This window comes from Aeromonas bivalvium (genome assembly GCF_000819765.1).
Lineage (GTDB): Bacteria > Pseudomonadota > Gammaproteobacteria > Enterobacterales > Aeromonadaceae > Aeromonas > Aeromonas bivalvium.
The window spans coordinates 186,123-211,616 of the sequence record NZ_CDBT01000008.1 but is presented as its reverse complement, the minus strand read 5'-3'; the positions used below and the strand labels follow the sequence as shown (position 1 = coordinate 211,616).

The window sequence follows — 25,494 nt, the reverse complement described above, 5'->3', positions numbered from 1 at the left end:
TAGTACCCCAGCCATTATTTTTATCATCGGCTTGACCGGTGATGTAAGGCAGTGTGGTCAGCGTGAGCGATTTTACTCTCGTCAACGTACCTGGGTACGCATCCTAGTATCACAGCCATTTTTCTGTCGTTGACATCAAGGTGTCTATGACACACGAACAGGGCCGCTGGCCCTGTTCGTTTAGACGTTCAAGGCTATGTAGCTCAGTTGGTTAGAGCATCGCACTCATAATGCGAGGGTCACAGGTTCGAATCCCGTCATAGCCACCATATTGTTTTGCGGAAGTGGCGAAATTGGTAGACGCACCAGATTTAGGTTCTGGCGCCCTAGGCGTGAGAGTTCGAGTCTCTCCTTCCGCACCATCAATAGCAGTACCAAACAGACCAGCCCAGGCTGGTTTTTTTGTGCTTGTTTTTCCCATCGAGCACGCCCCTGTCTCCCCTGCCTGCCCCTTCCCATATCCAGTCGTGCCAATAAGAAAGCGGCCCAGGGGCCGCCTGTCTCTCATCTCTGTCATCAGAACGGTCATCAGAACGGGAACAGCCAGGGAATGGTCAACACGCTCACCGCCATCACCAACAGGGTGAAAGGCACCCCGATACGCACGAAGTCGATGAAGCCATACTCGCCGGGCCCCAGCACCAGGGTATTGACCGGCGAGGAGACGGGAGTCATGAAGGCCGCCGAAGCCGCGATGGCAATGGTCATGGCGAAGGGATAGGGCGAGACGCCCATCTGCTGGGCCGCGCCGATGGCGATGGGCGCCATCAAGACGGCGGTGGCCGTGTTGGAGATAAACAGACCGGTCAGGGCCGTCAGGGCAAACAGGCTGGCCAGCATCACTCTCGGTCCCATCTCCCCGACCAGGGCCATCAGGCCCCCGACAATCAAGTCCACTCCCCCGGTCTTTTGCAGGGCCAGGGCGAAGGGCAGCATGCCGACGATGAGGATCAGGGTCGGCCAGTGAATGGACTGGTAGGCGCTCTCGAGATCGATGCAGCGAAACTGACCCATCAGCAGACAGGCAATCAGGGCCGCCACCACATTGGGCACGGGGTCCGTCACCATCAACAGCACCATGATCCCCAGCGAGAGCAGCGCATAGGCCGCCTGACTGCGCGCCGGGGCCATTTCATCCACCTCGGCAGGCAACCCCAGCAACAGGAAGTCACGGTGATGGCTGTGCAGCTGACGGATGAGGCTCCAGTTGCCCGCCAGCAGCAGCCTGTCCCCCAGCTGCAACGGTTCATCCACCAGGCGCCCGACCAGGGCCTCGCCATTGCGCCGTATTCCCACCACGCTCAGGCCATACTGGCTACGAAACGCCGTCTCCCGCAGGCTCTTGCCAAGCAGGCTGGATTCGGGGATGAGCGACACCTCGGCCAGCCCCACCTCCCGCGCCTGATCCGAGAAGTACTCGCCCCTCAGTATCATGGGCTCGAGCATGGCCTCGCGGCAGAACGTTCGGATATCCACTTCGGGATCCGCCATGTCGATGAGCAGCACGTCCCGCGCCTGAAATTCCGAGATCCCGGAGACGCTCACCATGACCCGCCGAAACTTGCGCCAGCGCTCCACCCCTATGACGTTGGCGCCATAACGGGCCCGCAGCTGCAAGGCATCCAGGGTATGGCCTATCAGGGGCGACCCCGGCCGGATCGCCAGTCGCCGCGCCCGCCCGGTCAGACGATAGTCGCGGATGAGATCCCGCAGCGTACTGCGCCTGCTCCCCTTGTTGCATCCCGCTTGGACGTCCCTGGCCAGGGAGCCGCGCATCAGCAGCATGTAGGCGATGCCGAGCAGCAGAATGAGCAGGCCCATGGGACTGAAGCTGAAAAAGCCAAAGCCCGGGATGCCATGGCGCACCAGCTCGCTGTTGACCACCATGTTGGGAGGGGTTGCCACCAGGGTCATCATGCCGCTGATGAGGCCAGCGAAACCGAGCGGCATCATGAGCCGCCCCGCCGGGATCCCCATGCGGTTCGCGACACTGAGTACGACCGGGATGAAGATGGCCACCACCCCGGTCGAGCTCATCACGGCGCCGAGCCCGGCCACCGCCACCATCAACAGCACCAGCAAACGGGTCTCACTGTTGCCCGCCACCTTCACCAGGGCATCGCCCACCTGATAGGCGATGCCGGTGCGCACCAGCCCCTCACCCACCACGAACAGGGCGGCGATCAGGATGACGCTGGGATCGCTGAAACCGGCCAGCGCCTCGGGCAGGGTCAGGGTGCCGCTCAGCACGAACAGGATAAGCACCAGCAGCGCCGTCACATCCATGCGCACCCGGTTGCTGACAAACAGATAGATGGCCCCCAGCAGCAAGCAGAGCACCCAGATCAACTCTCCATTCAACGCCCTTTCCTCCCTTACTTGCAGTTCCGGATAGCGGTGGACTCTATCAGAACACAATCACGGCATCAGCGTCTTGTGACATATCAAGAAAGCCCCTGGCCGTCACCGCCAGCATCATGGCTCCGGTACCACCACAAGGCAGATGAAGGCTGGGTGAGCCCCATGAATGGACGATATAGGCACAAGACACTGTCGAGCCAGACGGGGCCAGGCCCCATGGCAACCCATCTGGCAAGGGATGTCGGGGCAGCACGTGTCGTATTCTCCTAAAGCAGGAGCGTCGAGTCAGGCCCCATTCCGAAGATGAGGGGATGGCGGGGGAAAGGACGGACAGGCCTCACGAAGATCCATAAAAAACGCCCCTCTCGGGGCGTTTTGTTCACGGCAGCCATTACATGGCGTTGGTGGATTCGAAGATCTTGTCGGCGGACGCTTCGACAAAACCCGGGTAGAGGGTGCCGTTGGCCTGGGGGTAGCGCAGGGCGAACTCGTAGAAGCAGCTCGGAATGGTACGCACGCCGTCGCTGAAGGCCACCTCGGCCTTGTCAGCCATGGTGGAGGATTGCTCCAGCATCACCTGGGGATCCCCCTTCACCTCGCCACCGACGGTGTTGAGCACGAAGCCCGCCGCCTTGAGCGCCCCGTTGACCTGCTCGATGGTATCGAACTCCTTCAGGCGGTTGATGTTGACGGTGAAGTGGTTGGCACGATAGCCCCAGGCCGCCATCCAGGCCGCGTACTCGCTCTCGGCCAGCAGGGTCTGGTAGTCGGCGTGGGAGACCTGCCAGGGGGCACCGGCGTAGAGGAAGGCCGGGGTGTCGGTCAGGTGATCGGGCACCTGATCCACCAGCTTGTGGATGATGGCCTGGGCGCCTTCGGAGAGTTCCTCCACCTTCAACTCGCTGATGAACACCTTGGGAGCATCGGGATCCGAGTGCTCGAAGTGCTTGGCATAGAGCTTCTTCGCCTTGAACACATACTCGTCCTTCTCCTCGTAGCCGAGCGCCCGAAAGTGGGCAGCCAGCTTCTCAAGACCCACCTGGGGCAGATTGAAGGTGCGAAATGCCACGTGGTCGTTGACGATGGGCTCACCGCCCCCCAGCAGTTGGTGGACCTTGAGGGCACTCGGAGTGACTTGAATGTAGTTATCCCACAGATGACCGAACAGGGTTTCGATATCCTTTTGCATCTCTCTTTCCTTTGCTCGCGGGTACAGACAAGGGCACCCGTCTGGTGCCCTTTCGTTGTTGTTATCAGCCGTGCGGATCAGTGGAGGGCGGCTCCGCCCGCGCTTTGACCGAGGCGACCGGGGAGATGAAGCAGTGTTAATCTTCTCATGCTGCATCAAGCTCCATTCTCGCTTAGAACGTCAGACCGGGAGACAGCTGCTCCGGCATGGCGGCCTTGCTATCCTCCACCGAGGCGACCGGATACGCACAGTAGTCGGCGGCGTAGTAGGCGCTCGCCCTGTGGTTGCCGGAGGCACCGATACCACCGAAGGGGGCGGCACTGGAAGCCCCGGTGATGGGTTTGTTCCAGTTGACTATGCCGGCGCGGATCCGCTTGAAGAAGTGCTGCCAGTCCGCCTCGTTGTCACCCAGCAGGCCGGCGGAGAGGCCGAAGCTGGTGGCGTTGCCCTGGTCGATGGCGGCATCGAAATCGTCGTAACGGATGAGCTGCAGCAGCGGGCCGAAGTACTCTTCATCCGGCAGCGCGCTGACCGCGGTCACGTCTATGATGCCGGGGGAGACAAAACCTGTGCCCGCTTCCAGGTGCTTGAGGCTGAGCAGACTCTCGCCGCCGAGCGCTTGCAGGTTGGCCTGGGCCTCGACCATGGTTCGCGCCGCACGCTCGCTTATCATGGCCCCCATAAAAGGCTGCTCGGCGGCGTCATAGAGACCGACCTTGATCTTGCCGACCACCTCCACCAGGCGTTTGACCAGGGCATCGCCGCGCTCGCCACGCTCCACGAACAGGCGCCGGGAGCAGGTGCAGCGCTGGCCGGAAGTGATGAAGGCGGACTGGACGATGGCATGGACGGCGCCGTCGATGTCGCTCACATCTTTCACGATGAGCGGGTTGTTGCCGCCCATCTCCAGGGCCAGGATCTTGCCCGGCTGACCGGCGAACTGCTGGTGCAGGAAGTGGCCGGTGCGGGACGAGCCGGTGAAGAAGAGGCCGTCGATGTCCGGATTGCCCGCCAGGGCCTTGCCTGTCTCCACTTCCCCCTGCACCAGGTTGATGACACCGGCGGGCAGGCCGGCCTCCAGCCACACCTTGAGCATGGCTTCGGCCACCATGGGGGTCAGCTCGGAGGGTTTGAACACCACGGTATTGCCGGCGATGATCGCGGGCACTATGTGGCCGTTGGGCAGGTGGCCCGGGAAGTTGTAGGGGCCGAACACGGCGACCACGCCATGGGGCTTGTGGCGCACGAACGCCTTGGCACCGGGCATGGGGTTTTCCACCGTGCCGGTGCGCTCGTCATGGGCACGGATGGAGATGGCAATCTTGCCCTGCATGGCGGCGACCTCGGTGCGGGTTTCCCACAGGGGCTTGCCGGTTTCCCGGGCGATGGTGAGCGCCAGGGCTTCCTTGTGTTCGCCCAGCAGGTCGGCGTAGCGGCGCACTATGGCCAGACGCTCCTCGAGGGCCAGATCGGACCAATAGTAGAAGGCCGCGCGGGCCGCCTTGACGGCGGCATCCACCTGGGCCTGGCTTGCCGCCTGCCCTTGCCAGATCACCTGATCCTTGGCCGGATCCCGCGACTCGAATCCCTTGCCCTCGCCCGCCAGCCATTGGCCGTTAATCAGCTGTACTAATTCGCTCATTGCATATCCTTGTTGCTTGCGTTGCCTGGCGTCCGAGCCTGCGGGCGCCCAGTCGTCATGTTCGCGGGAAGGGGCATCCCCTCCCCCTTGTCAGTCCAGATCCACGACCCGCACCAGATCGCCATTCTCCACCTTGAGGGCGGCGGCCATCTTGGGCGGCACTATGGCCTCCTGCTTGTCCAGATCGACCCGGATATTGCCAAGACAGGCCCGATACTGTTCGAAGCGGGTGTTGCACAGCAGATAGGTGTGCCCCCCCAGGGGTTCCCCCACCACCACGGTCAGGCGCTTGCTGCGGCGTATGGTGCGGATGTTGTTCACGTCGCATTCGACAGTGGGGCCGGCATCGAAGATATCCACATAACCGCGGTTCACGAAGCCTTCGTCTTGCAACATCTTGATGGCGGGACGAGTCTTCTCGTGAGTCTTGCCGATGACGGCCCGCGCCTCATTGCTGAGCAGATTGACGTAGATGGGGTACTTGGGCATCAACTCGGCGATGAAGCGCTTCTTGCCGATCCCGGTGAGATAGTCGACGGTGGGAAAATCCATCGAGAAGAAGTGCTTTTGCAGCCACTCGTAAAACGGGCTGTGACCATTGACATCGGAGACGCCGCGCATCTCGGCGAAGACGGTCTTGTCAAACAGCTCGGGGTGCTCGGCCATGAACAGGAAGCGGTGCTTGGAGAGCAGTCGGCCATTGAGCCCCTCGCGGGCACATTCGCGCAAAAACAGGGTACACAGCTCGGAATTGCCTGTGTAGTCGTTGGACAGGGTCAGCGTCTCGACCACGTTGTAGATGCCGAGCTTGGGAGAAGAGTGGACAACCTTGCCGATGTGATAGTTGTAAAACGGCTGGGACAGGCCCACGGCCGCGTCGATGGCACAGGTGCCGACCATGTCCCCGCTCTCCAGATCCTCGGCCACGAAGAAATAGAGGCAGTCGCCCTTTCCCGCGGGTTTGTCCGAAAAGGTCTGGGTGGAGGCATCGATCTTGCGCTGCAGCAGCTCATCATTGACCGGCAAGGAGGTCATGCCGGTGCCGGATTCGATGGCACAGGTCTTGAGCCCGGCAAAATCTTTCTGTTCGATGGGACGAATTAACAACATAGATGACAACTCCCTTTCATTGACGACAGGTGGGGTCCCGGTTCCTGCCGGGAGTGGCCCCCACCTCAATTCGGGATCAGGCGTTAACGACCTGAGCCACGGCCAGCTCGAAGCGAGCCAGCCCTTCCTTGATGTCCGCTTCCGGGATCACCAGGGAGGGAGCAAAACGCACCACGTTGGTGCCAGCCACCAGGGCCATCAACCCCTGATCGATGGAGGCCAGCAGGAAGTCGCGGGAACGGCCCTTGAAGTCATCGTTGAGCACGGCGCCCAGCAGCAGGCCCTGGCCACGCACTTCGCTGAAACAGTGGTACTTGGCGTTGATGGCGTCGAGCCCGGCACGGAACAGCTGCTCGCGCTGCTTGATGCCGCTGAGCACCTCCGGGGTGTTGACCACGTCCAGCACGGCTTCAGCCACGGCGCAGGCCAGCGGGTTGCCGCCGTAGGTGGAGCCGTGAGTCCCCACTTTCAGGTGAGAGGCTATCTCGGTGGTGGTCAGCATGGCGCCGATGGGGAAGCCGCCGCCGAGCGCCTTGGCGCTGGTGAGGATATCCGGGGTGACCCCCAGGCCCATGTACGCAAACAGCTCGCCGGTACGGCCGACCCCGGATTGCACCTCGTCATAGACCAGCAGGGCATTGTGCTTGTCGCACAGCTCGCGCACCCCTTTGGCAAACTCGTCGGTGGGACGAATGATGCCACCCTCCCCTTGCAGCGGCTCCATCACCACGGCGCAGGTATTGTCGGAGATGACGGCGGCCAGCTCTGCCAGATCGTTGTAGGTGACATGGGTGATGTCGGCGGGCTTGGGACCGAAGCCGTCGGAGTAGGCCGCCTGGCCGCCGACGCTGACGGTGAAGAAGGTGCGGCCGTGAAAGCCCTGGTGGAAGGCGATGATCTGGGTCTTGTGGGCACCGAACTTGTCGATGGCATAGCGGCGAGCCAGCTTGAGGGCGGCTTCGTTGGCTTCGGCGCCGGAGTTGCAGAAATAGACCTTCTCGGCGAAGGTGGCGGCGACCAGCTTCTTGGCCAGGCGCAGGGCCGGCTCGTTGGTCATCACGTTGGAGAGGTGCCACAGCTTCTCGCCCTGGGTTTTCAGGGCCTCGACCAGCTTGGGATGGCAATGACCCAGGCCATTGACCGCGATACCGCCGGCGAAATCCACATACTCGCGGCCTTCCTGATCCCAGACACGTGACCCTTCACCACGCACCGGGATGATCTTGGCGGGCGCATAGTTGGGAACCATGACTTCATCAAACACTTCACGTGTCACTGCCAACAACTCTGACATACTTGCTCTCCTTCCAGATGGCGACAGAATAATCCACCGCCTAAAAGTTAAATCCGTGTAAACGTGACGGGATTATCACAGAAAAAAAGTAAAAAGTCTGTAACCTGACGACCTACAAGGAACAATGTTCGATTGCTCATGAGATTTTAGGCAGCCCCATTGCATAACGGCTCAGAGGGTATTGGCAAGAGATAATTTGGGCAGGTAGCGGGGTGAATAAAGTGTCAGGGAAAATTTTTTCGGCGACATATGGAAAACGAGAGTCAGATCACGACTTTCGACCGAAATGGGGTGAAATCCCCCCGGGATCCCGGGAGTCAGGAGCCAAAAAACCTAGTCGAACGAAGCCCATTCTCCATGACGACACCGGCCGTTTCCCTCAGGGCTGGCGCCATTTGGACGGGGGAAGAGCGCCAGCCGCGGCGCTTGGTGGATTATCCTGTCAAAGGGGGAAGCATAGCAGAAAATAGGGCTCAGCGCCGGGAGAGGAAGTTGGCCAGCAGCTCGTGGCCCTGTTCGCTCAGTATGCTCTCGGGATGAAACTGCACCCCTTCCACCGCCAGCGTCCTGTGGCGCAGCCCCATGATCTCGTCGAACGAACCATCGGCGTGTTCGCTCCAGGCGGTCACCGCCAGGCAGTCAGGCAGGGTGTCGCGCCGAACCACCAGGGAGTGGTAACGGGTCACCCGCAGCGGATCCTGCAATCCTGCAAAGACCCCCTCCCCCCCATGGCGGATCAGGGAGGTCTTGCCGTGCATCACCCGGCGGGCACGCACCACCTCGGCGCCAAACGCCTGGGCCAGGGACTGGTGACCAAGGCAGACCCCGAGGATGGGGATACGGCCGGCAAAATGTGCGATAGCGCCCAGCGAGACGCCCGCTTCATTGGGGGTGCAAGGGCCGGGGGAGATCACCAGGTGATCGGGGGCCATGGCCTCGATGTCGGCCAGGGTCAGAGCATCGTTGCGCTTGACCACGACCTCCTGCCCCAGGGAGCCGAAATACTGCACCAGGTTCCAGGTAAAGGAGTCGTAGTTGTCGATCAGTAACAGCATGGGCAGCGGGAGGCTTAGCGATCCAGGTAGCGGCCCTGTTCCATCTCCCGCTCCCGTTGGCACTCGGCGAGGTAGATGGCGGCGACGATGGCGGGGGTGGCATGGTGCCGGTCGATGGCGTTGGAGACCATCAGTTGCAGGGTATTGAGGTTCTTGGCCTTGCGAAACTTGCGCAGCCAGTGGCCCTTGTCCCCCAACTCTTCAATGGTGATTTTTTCTTCGGTCAACATGTTCACTCTTGGGACTCAAGGTCCGCTCAGATCGAGATCCGGAGATCGCTCATAGCGGCGGGCAAAACAAAGAAAGCCAGGTTGATACCCGGCTTTCTACGGTGTCACCACAATCCGATATATCAGGCTCTTGGAACGAAGCCGACCACATCATATACGCTGGCCAGGGTTTTTTCAGCCCTTTCCCTGGCCTTTTCTGCGCCGGCGGCGAGAATGGCTTTCAGGTGGGTCTCATCCTGACGCAGCGCGTGGAAACGGGCTTGCAGCGGCTCGAGCAGGGCGACCACGGCCTCGGCGGTCTCCGTCTTCAGATGGCCATACATCTTGCCTTCGAAGTGCTGCTCCAGCTCGGGAATGGTGCGGCCGGTCACCCCCGACATCAGGGTCAGCAGGTTGGACACCCCGGGCTTGTTCACCGGATCGAAACGCACCACGGCAGGATCGTCGGAGTCGGTGACGGCACGCTTGATCTTCTTGACGATCTGCTTGGGATCTTCCAGCAGGCCGATGAAGTTCGCCTCGTTGTCGTCGGACTTGGACATCTTCTTGGTGGGATCCTGCAGGCTCATCACCCGGGCTCCCTCTTCCGGAATGAAAGGCTCCGGCAGGGTGAACACCTCCCCATGCAGGTTGTTGAAGCGGGTGCAGATGTCGCGGGTCAGCTCCAGGTGCTGCTTCTGATCGTTGCCGACCGGTACCTGGTTGGCCTGGTAGAGCAGGATATCCGCCGCCATCAGCACCGGGTAGCCAAACAGGCCGACGTTGACGTTGTTCTCGAAACGCGCCGACTTGTCCTTGAACTGGGTCATGCGCGACAGCTCGCCCATCTGGGTGTAGCAGTTGAGGATCCAGCCGAGCTCCGCGTGCTGGGGCACGTGGGACTGGATGAAGACGGTGCTCTTGGCCGGATCGACCCCCACCGCGAGATAGAGGGCGGCGGCATCGAGGCACGCCTTGCGCAGGGCCGCCGGATCCTGGCGGGTGGTGATGGCGTGCAGGTCGACGATGCAGTACAGGCAGTCGAAGTCATCCTGCATCTTGACCCACTGGCGCAGGGCGCCCATGTAGTTGCCTATGGTGAGTTGGCCGGAGGGCTGGGCGCCGCTCAGTACGATTGGTTTAGCCATGAAGGGAGTCCTTGTTCTTATTCGGCCAGCAGGGCGTCGAGTTCACCGAAGCGCTCGCACACCCAGTCAGGGTTGGAGTCGGCGATGGGGCGGCCATAGTTGTAGCCGTAGGTGAGACCCACCACCTTCATGCTGGCAGCCTGGGCGGCCAGCACATCATTTTCGGAGTCGCCCACCATCAGGGTACGGGAGGGCGTTACCCCAAGTTCGTGGCAGGCGTGCAGCAAGGGTTCGGGCCTGGGTTTCTTCTCGGGCAGGCAGTTGCCCCCGAGCCAGAGCGCGAAGCAGTCGCTGATGCCGAGGGCATCGAGAATGGGTTGCACGAAGTGGCTGGGCTTGTTGGTCACCACCGCCTGTTGATAGCCCAGGCGTTGCAGGCGACGCAGGCTCTGCTCCACCCCGTCATACATGGCCAGCCCTTCCAGCAGACAGGCCTGGTAGTGACGATCGAACAGAGGGCGCGCCCGCTCAAACAGCTCGTCGCCTTCGCGATACGCCAGGGCACGGCTGATGAGCTTGTCGGCGCCATTGCCGACCCAGGTACGCACCACGGCCTCATCGGCCTCGGCCAGCCCCAGATCGGTGAGGGTGCGATTGACCGCCAGCGCCAGCTGGGCGGCACTGTCTATCAGGGTGCCGTCCAGGTCGAACAGCACCAGGTCGAAGGGACGCTCAACGGACATGGGCCAGCTCCGCACGCATCTGGTCGATCACCGCCTTGTAGTCAGGCTGGCTGAAGATGGCGGAGCCCGCCACGAACATGTCGGCACCGGCCTCGGCGATCTCGCGGATGTTGTCCACCTTGACGCCGCCGTCGATCTCGAGGCGGATGTCACGACCGCTCTCGTCGATCAGGCGACGCACCTGGCGCAGCTTGTCGAGGGTGCCGGGGATGAAGCTCTGACCGCCGAAGCCCGGATTGACCGACATCAGCAGGATCACGTCCAGCTTGTCCATCACGTATTCGAGGCAGGAGAGCGGCGTGGCCGGGTTGAGCACCAGGCCGGCCTGACAGCCCTGCTCCTTGATGAGGCCCAGGGTGCGGTCCACGTGGTCGGAGGCTTCCGGGTGGAAGGTGATGAGGGAGGCGCCCGCCTTGGCGAAATCGGGCACGATGCGATCCACCGGCTTGACCATGAGGTGCACGTCGATCATCGCCTCGATGCCGAAGTCACGCAGGGCCTGACAGACCATGGGGCCTATGGTCAGGTTGGGCACATAGTGGTTGTCCATCACATCGAAATGCACCACGTCGGCCCCCGCAGCCAATACCTTGGCAACATCGTCACCCAGGCGGGCGAAGTCGGCGGAGAGGATCGAGGGGGCTATCAGAAAGTCTTTCATCACGTCATCCATTGGCAGCTAGGCGAAAAGCGGCGCAATTTTACCCCAAAGCGGGCCAGGAAACGAGGCCGATCACCGCCTCTTCCCGCCCGAAGACGCGGGAGGGAGCCTGCCGGGCAGACCGGAAACGGGGAAGACAGAGGAGGGAGTGACCAAAGCTGACTAGGCTGATAACCATCAGGAGGCACCCATGAACCAGCGACTCTCCCTATGGCATACCCTCACCAGCACCCTGGCGGCCCTGTTTGGCGTGCAATCCCAGCGCAATCGCCAGCGGGACTTTGCCGGCGGCTCGCCCCTTCTGTTCATCCTGATGGGACTGCTGCTTATCGCCGCCCTGGTCGGCAGCCTCTGGCTGCTGGTGAGCTGGGTACTGGGGTAAGGCAGGCCTTGCTCAGGCGCTCGCCTCGCTCTCGATCAGATCTCCGGGATACCAGCCCTGCTCGGGGGCAATGCCGGGCGGATAGAGCGCCAGCAGCTCGGCCACCTTGTTGCGGGTGCCGCCATTGCGGCTGATGGTGCGCTTGACCAGGATCTCGTCGAGCCTGGCACCGCGATAGAGCTCACGGGTCAGCTCGATGTCGTGGTTGCTGATGAGCACGGGCACCCCCTTCTCGGCAGCCGTATGACGGGCCAGCCGGGCCAGGATCGCCTGATCGTCCAGGGTAAAGCCCCCGGCGGAATAGGTGGTGAAGCTGGCGGTGGTGGAGAGCGGGGCATAGGGGGGATCGCAGTAGATCACCCAGTCCTGCTCCGCCCGCTTGATGGCGTCGGCATAGCTCTCACAGATGAAGGTGGCTTTTTGTGCCTTTTCGGCGAAGGCCCACAGCTCCTTTTCTGGGAAGTAGGGCTTCTTGTAGGAACCAAACGGCACGTTGAAGCCGCCCTTCTTGTTGTAGCGGCACAGGCCGTTGAAGCCATGGCGATTCAGAAACAGGAACAGCAGGGAGCGATCGAAACTGCCCTGGGTCTGATTGAACTGGGTACGCAACCGGTAGTAAGCCGCCTTGTGGTTGTTGTCGGCCACGAACAGCTTGCGCGCCTCGGCGATGAGCCGATCCGGCTTCTGCTTGAGATGGTTGTAGAGCGCAATCAGATCCGGATTGATGTCATTGAGCACATAGGCGTCATAGTCGGTGTTGAGAAACACGGATCCGGCGCCGACGAAGGGTTCAAGCAACACACGCCCTGCTGGCAACCGCTCGGCAATCTCTTCCACCAGGGAGTATTTTCCCCCGGCCCATTTTAAAAAAGCGCGTGTTTTCTTCATGGAAATCCGGCGTTAAGGAGGCAGCAACCCAAAAAGGGGGACGATTCTACCCCCTTATCCGACCTGCCGCTATGGCTTCAGCTCTTTTTGTACCTGGGCGAACGACTTGGGCCAGGGTTGTCCCTTGAGCAGGGCCGGCGGCAACTGGCGGATTGCCGCCTTCGCCTGCTGGACGCTGCCGTAATCCCCCTGCAACACCACGAACCAGGGACTGCCGCGAAATTGGGTCTGATAGAGCCAGATCTTGCCGGCCAGACGGTGTTCTGCCACGAACTTGTCGACCGCCGGGCGATTGCTCGCCCCCATCAGCTGCACGCTGTAGTGGGTTCTGGCCTTCTTCTGCAAGGTGGCGACCGGCGTCAGGGGAACGCGGGGGGCGGCCACGACGGGTTCCGGGTGCTTGGTCGAGTCAGACTGGATTGTGCTCGTCTGGCGCTGGGCGGAAGCCGCATCCTGACGAGGCTGCGTCCCGGCCTGACTCTGGGGATTGACGGGGGCGGCCTCGCCGGTCAGCTCCTTGACCACCTGGGTCGGCAGAGCACCGCTGACGCCGGGCTGGGTCATCAGCTTCTCGACCACGTCATCGGAAATGACCAGACGACGCCCCTCATAGTTGCCGGCATCCGCGGTCACCGTCTCGCTCTGTACCGCCTTGGGCAGGTCCTGGCTCTCGGCCTGCCAGTCGCGCACCAGGGCGGTGTTGTCCTGATCGCCACTCCCGGTGCCGACCGCTCCGCTCTGGGCTGATCCCTCCTGGGTCACGGCCCCTTGCGACCCGTCGCCCGGGATGGGCAGAGGCAGCGGGGCATCGAGGGCTTGACTCCCCGCCACGTCTTCCTGTTTGTCCCCAAACAACGCGGGCACCAGGTAAGTGAGCGCCAACAAGATGCCGATGACGGCAACAAACCCCAGCACGACCGTCTTGATGGGCAACTTGGGTTGGGGCTTCTTGGGTCTTCTGTCGGTCATGATATCCTCCAGGGCCTGCATGATGGTGGACGGGTGTCCTTTCGCCTGGCTCAGGATCTCCTCTACCTTGCTTTTGGGCAAGAGGCTGGCCGGTATCTTCTGTGCCTTGGCCTTTTCATACAGGAAGATCCGCTGTTCGGGGGCGCTCAGGGGCGCGACCTCCAGCTCTAGGGCAGGCATGGCCCGCCCCTTCAGCCCAGCCCGTCCCCTGCGACACCAGCCGTCATCCCCGCTGAGCAGGATCGCCAACTGATGGGGTCTGGCCAGGGTGTCGTTGTGGCGGCACAGGGCCCACAGCTCGCCAAGCAGCTCGGCGGGCAGGTCACTGGCCCGCTCGATGAGCAGCAGCAGGGTGGCGGGTTTGCCCTCCAGCATGCGAAAGAAGCTGTCGGCCAGGGCATCCTGAGGATTGAACAAGGGCCTGTCGACCACCTGCTCGAGCAGTAACTGGCGCACCTCGGCCATCTTCATGTCGGGACGGCCGATGAGGCTCACCACTGTCACCTTCTCTGGCAGGCGGCCGAGCAAGGATTCGCAGAGGGTGGCACGGCCGCTGCCGGCCGGACCGGAAAGAAAAATGAAAGGGTGATTGAATTCAATCAGATGCAGCAGCCGTTCGACCAGCTGCCGCTGGGAGGGAAACTGGAGTAACTTACTCACATTCGGACTCGATCACCGACTGCAGTTGGGCATCAGACACATCGGCCACCACTTCGGCATGACCGATCCCCACCGGCAATACCAGGCGCAACTTGCCCGCCAGCACCTTCTTGTCCCGGCGCATGTGGCGCAGGTAAGCATCGAACCCCATGCCGACAGGGCCCTTCACCGGCAGCCCGGCGGCCAGCAGCAGGGCGCGGATCCGCTCCTCTTGCTCGCCATCGAGCTGGCCACGCAAGCGGGCCGTGGCGGCCGCCTGCATCATGCCTGCGGCAACCGCCTCACCGTGCAGCCAGTTGCCATAGCCCTGTTCCGCCTCGATGGCGTGACCGAAGGTGTGACCCAGATTGAGCAGCGCCCGTACGCCGTGCTCCGTCTCGTCCTCGGCCACCACTTCCGCCTTGATCTCGCAGCAACGCTTGATGGCATAGGCCAGCGCCGCCGGATCCAGCCGTTGCAGCCGGGACATGTTCTGTTCCAGCCAGTGGAAAAAATCCGCATCCCAGATGATGCCGTACTTGATCACCTCGGCCATGCCAGCGGCAAACTCGCGCGCGGGCAGGGTCTGCAGGCACTCGGTGTCGATGACCACCAGTTTGGGCTGGTAGAAGGCACCTATCATGTTCTTGCCGAGGGGATGGTTGACGGCGGTCTTGCCGCCGACGGAGGAGTCGACCTGGGAAAGGAGGGTGGTGGGCACCTGAATGAAGGGGATGCCACGCTGGAAACTGGCGGCCGCGAAGCCCACCACATCCCCTATCACACCCCCACCCAGGGCGATCAGTGTGGTATCGCGTCCATGGTTGGTCTCAAGCAGCGCAGACATAATGCGCTCGAAGGTCGCCAGGGTCTTGTGCGCCTCACCATCCGGCAGGATCAGGTGTTCTACCTGATAATCCGTCAGCAGCTGGCTCACCCGCTCGAGATAGAGGGGCGCCACGACAGTGTTGGTCACTATCATGACCCGCTTGCCCTGGATGGCCTGAGTCAGCGCCTCGGGGCGCTGCAACAGTCCAGCCGCAATTTCTATGGGGTAAGAGCGCTCACCCAGTTCGACCTTCAACCTTTCCATGGACGTCCTCGAGATTACATACCGATCAGCTTGACGATTTGATTGGCGACGACTTTAGCACTCTGATCATCGGTGTGGATAACAAAGTCGGCCACTTCCTCGTACAGGGCGTTGCGCTCTTGCGCCAGACGCTCCAATACCTCGCGGGGCGGCTCTTCGGTTTGCAGCAGCGGGCGGCGCTTGTCTCTCTGTGTGCGCGCCAGTTGCTTCTCTATGGTGGTTTCGAGGTAAACGACGATGCCGCGAGCAGAGAGCTTGTTGCGGGTCTCGCGGCTCTTGATTGCTCCGCCGCCCGTTGCCAGCACTATGCCTTGCTGCTCGGACAGATCGCCGATCACCTTCTCCTCGCGGATCCGGAAACCTTCTTCGCCTTCAACATCGAACACCCAGCTGATATCGGCACCACTGCGGCGCTCAATTTCATGATCTGAGTCGAAAAACTCCATATGCAGTTGTTCTGCCAGATGTCTACCTATGGTGCTCTTGCCCGCACCCATGGGACCTATCAGGAAAATATTGCGTTTCTCAGCCATGTCTTTTCGTTAGTAATTACAAACTGTACGACCCCGATGAACTATGGATCGGGGTACCTATGAACCTTATCTTTCGATGGATCAGGAGGGGGATTATCTCAATAGAAATCGGGACTGGCAACCGCAGCCCTTACGCCCCAGCCTCATTGGGGCGTAAGGTTATATGTGTTTTACCCTCACATGTAAAGCATTCAGAAGCTGTCGGTAACTATCCTCGGGGTCACGAAAATCAGCAGTTCCCGCTTCTTGTTCTCGCTGGTGGTCTTGCGAAACAGGGCGCCAAGACCCGGGATGTCCCCCAACAGCGGCACCTTGCTGACATCGTTCTTGATGGTCTGCTGATAGATGCCGCCCAGCACCAGGGTCTCCCCGTTGTTGACCAGCACCTGGGTGGTGATGGACTGGGCATTGATGGAGACCGCATCCCCGGTACCGGTCGGTACCGTCTCCCCCTTGGTGTCCTGGGTCACGGTCAGGTCCAGGATGACCCTGTTGTCCGGGGTGATCTGCGGCGTCACCTTGAGGCTCAGCACCGCCTTCTTGAACGTGACCGAGGTGGCGCCGCTGGAGGAGGACTCCACATAGGGGATCTCGGTACCCTGCTCGATCAGTGCCGGCTTCTGGTTCGCCGTGGTGACTCTCGGGCTCGCGATGATCTCCGCCTTGCTCTCTTTTTCCAGTGCAGAGAGCTCGAGATCCAGCAGGGTGCCGTTGGCGAGACGGGCCACCTGGAAGGCCAGGGTGCCGGCGGCATTGGTCACCGGCAGATTGACGTTGAGCCTGTCTTCGACACTCCCCGCCACCCCTGTGCCATTGGAACTGTCATTACCCTCTATGGTGCCCGAGGTGCTGTTGCCGTGACCATCGTTCTTGCTGACCCCCCAGCGCACCCCGAGCGCCTCGTCGAAGCCGTCATCTATGGTCACCATCCTCGCCTCTATCACCACCTGCTTGACCGGAATGTCGAGGATGTCCAGCATCCGCTTGATGTTGCTGATGACCTCCGCCGTGTCTTTCACCACCAGCACATTGGTGCGCTCATCCACGCTCACGGCACCCTTGGCCGAGAGCAGCTTGGTGCTCTCGGAGGAGAGCAGAGCCGCCACTTCCGACGCCTTGGCGTAGTTGATTTGCAGGTAATCGGTGTAGAGGGGGGCGAGATCCGCCACCTGATTGCGGCTCTCCAGCTGCTGCTTCTCGCGGGCGGCGATCTCTTCGGCCGGCGCCACCAGCAATATGTTGTCATCGAGCCGCTTGTCCAGCCCCCGTACCTTGAGGATGATGTCGAGCGCCTGCTCCCAGGGCACCCCATCGAGGCGCAGGGTGATGTTGCCTGAGACCGAATCCGTGGTCACCAGGTTGAGGTTGTTGAAGTCCGCGATGAGCTGCAACACGGTGCGCACCGGTATGTCCTGGAAGTTCAGTGAGATGGGCTTGCCCTTGTACTGCCTGGCAGCCGTGCCAACCGGTGCCCGTTTCTTCACCTCTATGATGAAAAGCTTGTCCGCCTGATCGTAGCGATAATCGAACTGGCCGGTCACCGCCAGTTCGAATCGGGTGTCATTGCCCTGGCGAAACGTCTCTATCTGGGAGACAGGGGTCGCAAAATCCAGCACATTGATGATGTTCAGCAAATCATCCGGGATCCGGGTGCCATGAAACTTGGCCACCACCTTCTGCCCGGTACTGCTGACATCGACGGCCGCCGAGCTGTTGTCCAGGCGCACCAGAAATTCCCCCTGGCCATCCTTGCCCCGGCGAAAATCGACCCCCTTGACCGAGTTGAAGTAGGCACCACTCTGAACGCCATTGCTGGTGGGCGAGACCATGGGGGTCTTGGCGACGGGGGTCGGCTCAGGCTTGGAGGCCTTGTCGCCGAGGGAGACCAGCAGCTTGTTGCCCTGCTGACGCACCTGATAGGGCATCAGTCTGTCCAGGGCGATCCGCACCTCCAGCCCGGTCCCCTTGCCATCGACCTTGATGCTGTCGACCCCCTGCTGCTGGATGGGCAGCGGGTTGACCTTGAGTGCCCCTACCGCCCCCGGGATGCTGAGCATCAGCTGGTTCGGTTGATAATCCAGGCGATCGGTAAACCCGGAGACGGGTTCGCTGAAGCCGAGCTCCAGCAGGAGTTCACCGGCCAACAGGGGGTTGACCTTGACCTCCTGCAGGGTCGGAATAGCCCATGCCAGCTGCAAGCCAGCGCCCAGTAACAGCGCAGCCACCCTGAAAAGTATCGCCATTGTTGTTCTCATCGACGCTCGTCCCTGATTATCGTTTTACTTCAAGAAGATGGGTCATTACCGGCCGCGAACCTCATGCTCATCCCTGATTATCTTTTTGCCTCGAGACCTGCCATCACCAACTGGGTCTCTCGCGTCACCCAACACCCCTTGCCGTCGGGTATCGTCTCCAGCAGATCGACCGCCGTCTTGCTGATCCGGATGATCCTGCCCTGATCCAGGCCCATGTAATGATTCAGTCCCATGCGCATCGACTGGCCATCGGGCGTGCGGATCAGCGCCCACAACTGCCCCTGACGGCCCATGGTGCCCTGCATGGCCAGGCTCGCCAGCGAATAGTTTTCCAGTACCTCCTTGGGTCTGTCGGCAACGATCTGGGCACAGCCGGCCTTGGGCTTTTGCTCCACCCCGGCGCGACTTTCCGGCTGGGGTGCGATGAATGGGCTTCGTTTGTCGCTCGAATCATAGCCCATGGGGGAGAAGGGCGTGATGGTGGGCAGCGGCTCTATGGCGACTGGCGGCCTGGCCCTGACCTCACTGAGGTAGCCATCCAGGTTTTCCTGGTTGTTGCAAGCGGTCAGCACGAGGGCGAGACCACATCCGATGAAGGGTCTCATTTCTGTTGCCCTCCGGCATTGTCATTGTACTTGTAGGTCTTGGCCAGCATGGACATGGCGATGATGTCGTTGCCCCTCCCCTGGCTCAGGGTAAAGGAGTCGAGGATGACGATGCGCGGCAGGGCCGCCATGGCGGCGGTGAACTTGCCAATCTCGTGGTAGCTGCCGGCCACCTCGATGCGCATCGGCAGCTCGGTAGAAAACTCATGGGGCGTCTCGGGCTCCCAATGGATGCGCTTGAGGGTGAGGCCGTTGTCGGTCGCGATGAAGCTGATGTCATCGAGCAGGCCGGCGACTTCATGGGTATTGGGCAACTGCTTGAGCTGGGTATCGACCAGTTGTTCCAGTTCGGTAAGCTGGGTCTTGTAGGCGGGCAAGTTGGCCGCCAGCATGGCCTTGCTCTCGAACTGTGCCTTGAGCTCCCCCTCCTTGTTGCGCTCCTGGGTCAGGGCGGTCGTGGAGTCCGCGATCACATAGTAATAGATGGCGCCGGCAAGCAGGGCACAGCCGAACAGGATCAGCACCACCTTGGCCGCCTTGGGCCAGTCCCCTATGTTGTTCAGGTCCAGATCGTTGAATTGCTGCAGATTCATGACTTGTTGCCTCCCGCCCCATCTACCGGCGACTCTGTGACCTGAAACATCATGGAGAACTGGCTGAGAGCAACGGGAGCCACATCCGAGGCGAAAATGGTGCTCAGTCGCGATGATCCCAGCCAGCCAGCCCCATCGATGCGCCGCATCATGCTGGCCACCCGGCCGTAGGCTTCCGCCTTGCCGTTTACATCGATGACATCATGCTTCAGTGCCAGTGTGTTGAGATAGACCCCATTGGGAACCAATAATGGCAACTGGTTGAACAGGCGCACCGGCAAGTTGCGTCTCTGCTGCAGCCGCTCGATGAGCTGCATCCGGTCGAGCAGGCCCTGACGCTTCTCCTTGATGAGACGGATCTCGCCCAACTGGGCATCCAGGGTGACCATCTCCCGCACCAAGCGCTGATTCACCTCCCGCTGGCTGGCTGTCTGCTGGTTGATGAACCAGTCCACCGCAAACCCCAGGGAGGCCGTCACCGCGAGACAAACCCCGAACAGCACCCCGAATTGCGCCTTCTCGCGCTTCTGCCTGGCTTCACGCCAAGGCAGCAAGTTTATATTTGACATGGGGTGAAGCTCCGCAAGGCCAGACCAAACGCCGTCATGTACTTGGCGCCATGACCACGGCTCTCATCGCCGCCACGGCCAAACAGGGCAAAGGGATCCGGGTGCAATACCTCCAGGGAGAGCTCCTGGTGCAGCGCCTCGGTCAGGCCGGCCACCAGGCTGCCCCCTCCGGTCAACACCAGCTTGGCCAGCTCCCGCTGTCCCGACGAACTGGCAAACAGCTGAATGTTGCGGCGCACCTGTTGCAGCAGATTCTGCAAATAGGGTTGCAGCACCTCCATTTCATGGTCGGCGGGCAACTGCTGCCGGACCTTGGCGAGCTCGGCTTCTTCCAGGGGAAGGTTATAAAAGGAGGAGATGGCCTGGCTGTACTGATCGCCACCAAAGTTTTGCAGTCGAAAATAGGTCACCTCGCCTTTTTGCAAGGAGGCGAAGGTCATGGCACTGGCCCCTATGTCGATGACCGCCACCGGTTTGTCCAGGCTGGCAAGATCGGGCTGGCAGGCCAGCACGGCGCGCACCAGGGCATGGGCCCCCACATCCACCACCCGGGTAGTCAGCTCGGCTTCGGCCAGGGCACTGACCCGGCCATTGACGCTCTCGGTGCGGGCGGCGCTGAGCAATACCCGCTGGCGATCCGTTTCCGATGCGCCGGCCAGCACCTCGAAGTCCATGCTGACTTCATCCAGGGGATAGGAGATGAGTTGCTCCGCCTGCAACTGCACCTGGGCCTCCAGCTCTCCCTCGCTGAGGTGGCCATCCACCAGGATCACCTTGGTGATCACATTGGAACCCGTGACGGCGGTGGCGACCTGCTGGTTGCTGCCGATGAGTTGACGCTTGAGGGTCTTGATGGATTGACTGACCCGCTCGATATCCTGCACCTGATAGTCGATCAATGCCCCCTTGGGCATGGCGACGTCGGCAACGGATTCGAGTCTGGGCTTGGCCGCAGAGCCGTTGAGGGTGACCGCCTTGATGGACTGGCTGCCAAAATCCACTCCTATCAAGGGGACCAGAGTTCCTTTCTTGAATAGCCCAACCATATACACATCCATGCGTTGCTGGTTTTGGCATTGATTGTAGAACAGCTAACGCCAGATGGCGGGTCGCGTGCAGTTAGAATGGTTGAATTATCAGTGCCATAACACATCCTTCCCAGATAGCGACTATCATGGTCATCCTGGCCCGGCTTGGTGAAAAGAGCCCGGGATGCTAATCTGGGCGCTCTTTGCCCAGCCATTCCCCCACCGGAAAATATCGAATTTTCGTCGGCAGTGGGGGTATACTCTGCGCCCTTTGGTTAATTTTAAGACGATTGGTAGTTCTTCCATGCTGAAATGGCTCGTACGCCTGTTTATTGTGATGATGCTGGGTGCCGTGCTGGGTGTCGCCAGCCTCATTGGCATCTATTTCTACATCAAGCCCCAGTTGCCGGATGTCTCGGCCCTGCGCGACGTCAAACTGGCCACCCCCATGAAGGTGTACAGCCGCGACGGCGAATTGATCGCCCAGTTTGGCGAAATCCGTCGCATTCCGCTGCAGTTGAACGAGATCCCCCAGCCCATGATCGATGCGGTGCTGGCCACCGAAGACGCCCGTTTCTACGAGCATCCCGGCATAGACCCCATCGGGATCCTGCGGGCCGCCACCGTCTGGGCCGTCTCTGGCCGTCCCCAGCAGGGGGCCAGTACCATCACCCAGCAGGTGGCGCGCAACTTCTTCCTGACCAATGAGAAGACCATAGTGCGCAAGGTGAAGGAGGTTTTCCTCGCCTGGCGTATCGAACAGAACCTCACCAAAGACGAAATTCTGGCGCTCTATCTCAACAAGATCCCCCTGGGCTATCGCTCATTCGGGGTCGGCGCCGCCGCCCAGGTCTACTTCGGCAAGGAGGTGAGCGAGCTCACCCTGGACGAGATCGCCATCATTGCGGGCCTGCCCAAGGCCCCCTCCATGCTCAACCCCATTCGCTCCCCCGAGCGCGCCTTCGCCCGCCGCAACGTGGTGCTGGGCCGCATGCTCGATACCGGCAAGATCACCCAGGCCCAGTATGACGAAGCCAGCAAGATGCCCATCAAGGCTCGCTACCATGGCGCCGAGACCACACTGCACGCCCCCTATCTGGCCGAGATGGTGCGCCAGAAGATGGTGGAACAGTTCGGCGAAGATGCCTACACCATGGGGCTGCATGTCTACACCACAGTCACCGCCAACCGCCAGCGTGCCGCCAAGGAGGCCCTGCTGGAAGGCATCATCGCCTACGACACCCGTCACGGCTACCGTGGCCCGAGCGCCCAGCTCTGGAAGGAGGGGGAGCCCCAGTGGGACTACAACCAGATAGTCGCACACCTCAACAAGGAGCCTGCCTACTCGCCCCTGATCCCCGCCGTGGTGACCAAGCTGGGGGACAAGAGTGCCAGCCTGGTGCTCAAGAACGGCAAGCAGGCCGAGCTGAACTGGGATGGCATCAAGTGGGCTCGCGCCTTCATCACGGACTCCCGCCAGGGCAATGCCCCCAAGAGCGCCAGGGATGTGCTGAAAGTGGGTGCCCAGATCTGGGTGCGCGAGCAGGGTGAGACCCTGATCCTGGCCCAGATCCCTGACGTCAACGCAGCCCTGGTCGCCATGAACCCGGCCGATGGTGCCATCGAGGGCCTGGTGGGCGGCTTCAGCTTCGAGTTGTCCAAGTTCAACCGGGTCGACCAGGCGCGTCGCCAGATCGGCTCCAACATCAAGCCCTTCCTCTACGCCACCGCTCTGGAGCAGGGCTATACCCTGGCGTCCATCATCAACGATGCGCCGATCAACCAGTGGGACCCGGCCAAGGGCCCCATGTGGCAGCCGAAGAACTCCCCGGCCGTCTATGATGGCCCGACCCCCCTGCGCATCGGTCTGGCCAAGTCCAAGAACGTGATGTCGGTGCGGCTGATGCGGGCCATCGGGCTGGATACCTATATCGACGGCCTGACCCGGTTCGGTTTCCCCCGCGAACACATACAGCGCCATGAATCCCTTGCGCTCGGGGCTGCCGAGTTCACCCCGCTGGAGGTGGTGCGCGGCTTCGCCATGCTCGCCAATGGCGGCTATCAGGTGACCCCCTATTTCATCACAGAGGTGAAAGACAGCTTCGACAAGACGCTGTTCTCCGCCAACCCGGCCGCCGCCTGCCGTGGTTGCGGCACCCTGGCCGCCGCCGACATGAACGCCCCCGATGCCTACCTCAACGTGCCCGGTGACTGGCGCGCCCAGTGCGCCATCGACCCCGTTGTTCCCAACAATCTGGCGCCCCAGACCATCAGCGCCCAGAGCGCCTTCCTCATCACGGACACCCTGACCACCGCCATCTGGGGCGGTCGGGGCTGGATGGGCACCGGCTGGCGAGCGGCCCGCGACCTCAAGCGCCGCGACATCTCGGGCAAGACAGGGACCACCAACGAATCCCGGGATGCCTGGTTCTCCGGCTATACCCCGAATCTGGTGGCGACCGCCTGGATCGGGTTTGACAATCATCAGCGGGCCCTGGGCCGGGCCGCCTACAACCCGAACATGGGCCGCGATCAGACCGCGGGAGGCGAGTTTGGCGGCAACGCGGCGCAGCCCATCTGGATCGACTTCATGAAGGTGGCCCTCGACAAGGTGCCCGAGCAGCCGATGCCGGTGCCCGAGGGCATCATCAAGCTGCCGATCGATGGCGAGACCGGGTTGCTCTCCCACAGCGGTGCCACCACCACCGAGTATTTCAAGGAAGGGACGGAGCCGACCCGCTATGCGACCCCGAGCTCGGACGGCAATCGCGTCTATGGCGACGGCTACTATGGCGAGGGCCCCGTCTCCACCGACGATCTGTTCTGATCCGAAGCGGCTCCCTCGAGGAGCCCATGAAAAAAACCGGCGCACTGGCACCGGTTTTTTTTTGCATCAGATCCCTGGGTTCAAGACGCCAGATGTGCCTTCATCAGGGTGCGGATGCGGGCCGCCAGCTCATTGAAGCAGGGGCGACGCACCGAATAGTGGCGATAGAGCAGCGAGATGGCCCGCCCCGGCACGGGATCGACCACGGGCCTATAGCTGACCCCGCCCTCGTCACGCTGGGCAGGCACCGCCAGCCGGGGGATCAGGGTCATGCCGCTGCCCGCCGCCACCATGTTGCGCAGCGTCTCCAGGCTGGTGCCCTTGAAGCGCACGTCCTCCCCCACGCCGGCGGCGAAACAGAACCCCATGGCCTGATCCCGCAGGCAGTGGCCGTCTTGCAGCATCAGCAGCTTCTTGCCCTTGAGATTGCCAAGCGGCACCGCCTTGGCCTGGGCCTCAGGGTGCTGCCTGGGCACCGCCAACCACATGGGCTCCTCATAGAGCGGCAGAGAGCCGAAACCATCCATGCCATCCAGTTCCGCCAGGATCACGCAGTCCAGCTCCCCCTCCTCCAGCCGCTTCATCAGCAGTTGGGTCTGCTCCTCATAGAGGTAGAACTCGAGTTTGGGAAAATGTTCGCGCAGATCCTGGATGATGTGGGGCAACAGATAGGGGCCGACCGTGGGGATGAGGCCGATGTGGATCTCCCCCGACATGGGTTCGGCGAAGTGCTGGCCTATGCTCTTGAGCTCGCGCGCCTCCCGCAGCACCTTGCGGGCCTGCTCGGCCATGGCGTCACCGGCGGGGGTGAACAGCACCTTGCGGGAGGTACGCTCGATCAGGATCACCCCCAGCTCGTCCTCCAGCTTGCGCAGCTGACCGCTCAGGGTCGGCTGGCTGACGAAGCAACGCTCCGCCGCCTTGCGAAAATGCTTCTCCTCTTCCAGCGCCACCAGGTATTCGAGATCGCGAAGGTTCATATATCCCCACTGCTTGCCGATAAAATCGGCCCCTAGCATGCCCAATAAGTGCCTGAGGAACAAGGCGATCGACGCCAGAGCCCGCCTGCCATCGCCTCCCTTGGGCGCCCCCGCAGGCCATCAGTCCTGCTGCAGACGGGCCAGGAAGGCGGCGGGATCCCCCAGATAGGCACCGACCGCTATGGGCTGCAACTCGTCCCCCCACGCAAGCCCCAGGGTCGGATAACCCTGACCTCCGAGGCGGCGCAACCAGGTCTGGCTCTCCCTCAGGGCGGGCTCCAGCGCCTGCTGTTCATAGGCGTGGCGAAAGGCCCCCTCCTCCAGCCCCAGCTCGGTCGCCAACCGGGTCAGCGTGGCGAGATCCCCGACCCAGACACCGTCCCGATAGTGGGCGCTCTGGATCCGTTGCAGCAGGGCCAGCTCGTCCGCCCCCAGGAAGCCGGCCGCAAGGATGGCACGAATGGGGGGCGCCGAATCGAGCATGAGCGCCTCGTTGAGCAGCAAGCGGTTGAAGTAGGCCTCACCGAAGGGTTGGCCCGTCATCGCCTGGATCCGTGCGTCGTGGGGTTTGACGTAGTCCCGCAGCGCCGGTCCCATCCGTTGTCGCCGCTCCCCAAGCCAGAGTCCGCCCGGATGGAGCCGGATGCTCACCGTCGCCAGGGTGGCCGCAGCGGCCAGCAGGGGCGCCGCGCCATAGCACCAGCCACAGAGGGGGTCGTACACATAATGCAGTGTCTTGTGAGGTATCGACATGTTGTTCGTCTCTTTGTTCAATGACAAA

23 protein-coding genes and 2 tRNA genes are annotated in these 25,494 nt (G+C 61.8%); 4 read left to right on the top strand and 21 right to left on the bottom strand.

Features of this window, described 5'->3' with window-relative positions:
• Positions 1–192: 192 nt before the first annotated feature.
• Together BN1119_RS02045 and BN1119_RS02040 are read left to right on the top strand one after the other, a co-directional pair.
• A tRNA-Met gene (locus BN1119_RS02045) sits at positions 193–269 on the top strand.
• A 9-nt stretch (positions 270–278) separates the two neighbouring features.
• A tRNA-Leu gene (locus BN1119_RS02040) sits at positions 279–362 on the top strand.
• A 166-nt stretch (positions 363–528) separates the two neighbouring features.
• On the opposite strand, the gene BN1119_RS02035 is transcribed toward BN1119_RS02040, so the two are convergent.
• The 10 genes from BN1119_RS02035 to rpe all read right to left on the bottom strand — a co-directional run bounded on the left by BN1119_RS02035 (position 529) and on the right by rpe (position 11,352).
• Positions 529–2,361 (bottom strand): SLC13 family permease, encoded by a 1,833-nt coding sequence (locus BN1119_RS02035; RefSeq protein ID WP_041993134.1) that lies wholly within the window; start codon positions 2,359–2,361, stop codon positions 529–531.
• 391 nt (positions 2,362–2,752) lie between these two features.
• The gene (locus BN1119_RS02030; RefSeq protein ID WP_041993131.1) at positions 2,753–3,550 is read right to left on the bottom strand and encodes a DUF1338 domain-containing protein; all 798 of its coding nucleotides are present in this window, start codon (positions 3,548–3,550) and stop codon (positions 2,753–2,755) included.
• Between the two features lie 172 nt (positions 3,551–3,722).
• On the bottom strand, positions 3,723–5,192 hold the full coding sequence (gene astD / locus BN1119_RS02025; RefSeq protein WP_041993129.1) for a succinylglutamate-semialdehyde dehydrogenase: 1,470 nt from the start codon (positions 5,190–5,192) through the stop codon (positions 3,723–3,725).
• 90 nt (positions 5,193–5,282) lie between these two features.
• A complete protein-coding gene (gene astA, locus BN1119_RS02020) occupies positions 5,283–6,302 on the bottom strand; it encodes an arginine N-succinyltransferase (protein WP_041993123.1) in 1,020 nt (339 codons plus the stop codon).
• A 76-nt stretch (positions 6,303–6,378) separates the two neighbouring features.
• The gene (locus tag BN1119_RS02015; protein ID WP_041993119.1) at positions 6,379–7,596 is read right to left on the bottom strand and encodes an aspartate aminotransferase family protein; all 1,218 of its coding nucleotides are present in this window, start codon (positions 7,594–7,596) and stop codon (positions 6,379–6,381) included.
• A gap of 473 nt (positions 7,597–8,069) precedes the next feature.
• Complete coding sequence (locus BN1119_RS02010; protein WP_041993116.1) at positions 8,070–8,651, bottom strand: aminodeoxychorismate synthase component II; 582 nt, start codon at positions 8,649–8,651, stop codon at positions 8,070–8,072.
• Positions 8,652–8,665: 14 nt separating this feature from the next.
• Positions 8,666–8,881, bottom strand: coding sequence for a hypothetical protein (locus tag BN1119_RS02005; protein ID WP_041993114.1), 216 nt, complete (start codon positions 8,879–8,881; stop codon positions 8,666–8,668).
• Between the two features lie 122 nt (positions 8,882–9,003).
• Positions 9,004–10,008: a tryptophan--tRNA ligase gene (trpS, locus tag BN1119_RS02000; RefSeq protein WP_041993112.1), complete on the bottom strand. Its 1,005-nt coding sequence runs from the start codon at positions 10,006–10,008 to the stop codon at positions 9,004–9,006.
• Positions 10,009–10,025: 17 nt separating this feature from the next.
• Positions 10,026–10,691, bottom strand: coding sequence for a phosphoglycolate phosphatase (locus BN1119_RS01995; protein ID WP_041993108.1), 666 nt, complete (start codon positions 10,689–10,691; stop codon positions 10,026–10,028).
• Positions 10,681–11,352, bottom strand: coding sequence for a ribulose-phosphate 3-epimerase (rpe, locus tag BN1119_RS01990; RefSeq protein ID WP_041993105.1), 672 nt, complete (start codon positions 11,350–11,352; stop codon positions 10,681–10,683). The genes BN1119_RS01995 and rpe overlap by 11 nt, the downstream gene beginning before the upstream one ends.
• 190 nt (positions 11,353–11,542) lie before the next feature.
• On the opposite strand from rpe, the gene BN1119_RS01985 reads away from it, so the two are divergent.
• Complete coding sequence (locus BN1119_RS01985) at positions 11,543–11,734, top strand: DUF2970 domain-containing protein (protein WP_041993102.1); 192 nt, start codon at positions 11,543–11,545, stop codon at positions 11,732–11,734.
• Between the two features lie 12 nt (positions 11,735–11,746).
• Here the strand turns inward: BN1119_RS01985 and BN1119_RS01980 are convergent, their stop codons facing one another.
• The 9 genes from BN1119_RS01980 to pilM form a co-directional block, all read right to left on the bottom strand.
• On the bottom strand, positions 11,747–12,622 hold the full coding sequence (locus BN1119_RS01980; protein WP_041993100.1) for a Dam family site-specific DNA-(adenine-N6)-methyltransferase: 876 nt from the start codon (positions 12,620–12,622) through the stop codon (positions 11,747–11,749).
• Positions 12,623–12,691: 69 nt separating this feature from the next.
• Positions 12,692–14,251 (bottom strand): SPOR domain-containing protein, encoded by a 1,560-nt coding sequence (locus tag BN1119_RS01975; RefSeq protein ID WP_041993097.1) that lies wholly within the window; start codon positions 14,249–14,251, stop codon positions 12,692–12,694.
• Complete coding sequence (gene aroB / locus BN1119_RS01970; RefSeq protein WP_041993093.1) at positions 14,244–15,323, bottom strand: 3-dehydroquinate synthase; 1,080 nt, start codon at positions 15,321–15,323, stop codon at positions 14,244–14,246. Before aroB ends, BN1119_RS01975 begins: the two co-directional genes overlap by 8 nt.
• A 14-nt stretch (positions 15,324–15,337) precedes the next feature.
• The gene (gene aroK, locus BN1119_RS01965; protein WP_041993090.1) at positions 15,338–15,856 is read right to left on the bottom strand and encodes a shikimate kinase AroK; all 519 of its coding nucleotides are present in this window, start codon (positions 15,854–15,856) and stop codon (positions 15,338–15,340) included.
• A gap of 191 nt (positions 15,857–16,047) precedes the next feature.
• Complete coding sequence (locus tag BN1119_RS01960; protein ID WP_041993087.1) at positions 16,048–18,111, bottom strand: type IV pilus secretin PilQ; 2,064 nt, start codon at positions 18,109–18,111, stop codon at positions 16,048–16,050.
• 77 nt (positions 18,112–18,188) lie between these two features.
• Positions 18,189–18,716, bottom strand: coding sequence for a pilus assembly protein PilP (locus BN1119_RS01955; RefSeq protein WP_041993084.1), 528 nt, complete (start codon positions 18,714–18,716; stop codon positions 18,189–18,191).
• Positions 18,713–19,309, bottom strand: coding sequence for a PilO family type IV pilus biogenesis protein TapO (tapO, locus tag BN1119_RS01950; RefSeq protein WP_041993081.1), 597 nt, complete (start codon positions 19,307–19,309; stop codon positions 18,713–18,715). The genes BN1119_RS01955 and tapO overlap by 4 nt, the downstream gene beginning before the upstream one ends.
• Complete coding sequence (gene tapN, locus BN1119_RS01945) at positions 19,306–19,878, bottom strand: PilN family type IV pilus biogenesis protein TapN (protein WP_041993078.1); 573 nt, start codon at positions 19,876–19,878, stop codon at positions 19,306–19,308. The genes tapO and tapN overlap by 4 nt, the downstream gene beginning before the upstream one ends.
• Positions 19,866–20,924, bottom strand: coding sequence for a type IV pilus assembly protein PilM (pilM, locus tag BN1119_RS01940; protein ID WP_041993074.1), 1,059 nt, complete (start codon positions 20,922–20,924; stop codon positions 19,866–19,868). Before pilM ends, tapN begins: the two co-directional genes overlap by 13 nt.
• A 286-nt stretch (positions 20,925–21,210) precedes the next feature.
• Between pilM and BN1119_RS01935 the strand changes: the two genes are divergently transcribed.
• Positions 21,211–23,733, top strand: a complete 2,523-nt coding sequence (locus tag BN1119_RS01935; protein WP_041993071.1) for a penicillin-binding protein 1A — start codon at positions 21,211–21,213, stop codon at positions 23,731–23,733.
• 80 nt (positions 23,734–23,813) lie between these two features.
• On the opposite strand, the gene oxyR is transcribed toward BN1119_RS01935, so the two are convergent.
• A complete protein-coding gene (gene oxyR, locus BN1119_RS01930) occupies positions 23,814–24,713 on the bottom strand; it encodes a DNA-binding transcriptional regulator OxyR (protein WP_041993824.1) in 900 nt (299 codons plus the stop codon).
• A 120-nt stretch (positions 24,714–24,833) separates the two neighbouring features.
• Positions 24,834–25,466, bottom strand: a complete 633-nt coding sequence (locus BN1119_RS01925) for a DsbA family protein (protein WP_041993066.1) — start codon at positions 25,464–25,466, stop codon at positions 24,834–24,836.
• Positions 25,467–25,494 lie beyond the last annotated feature (28 nt).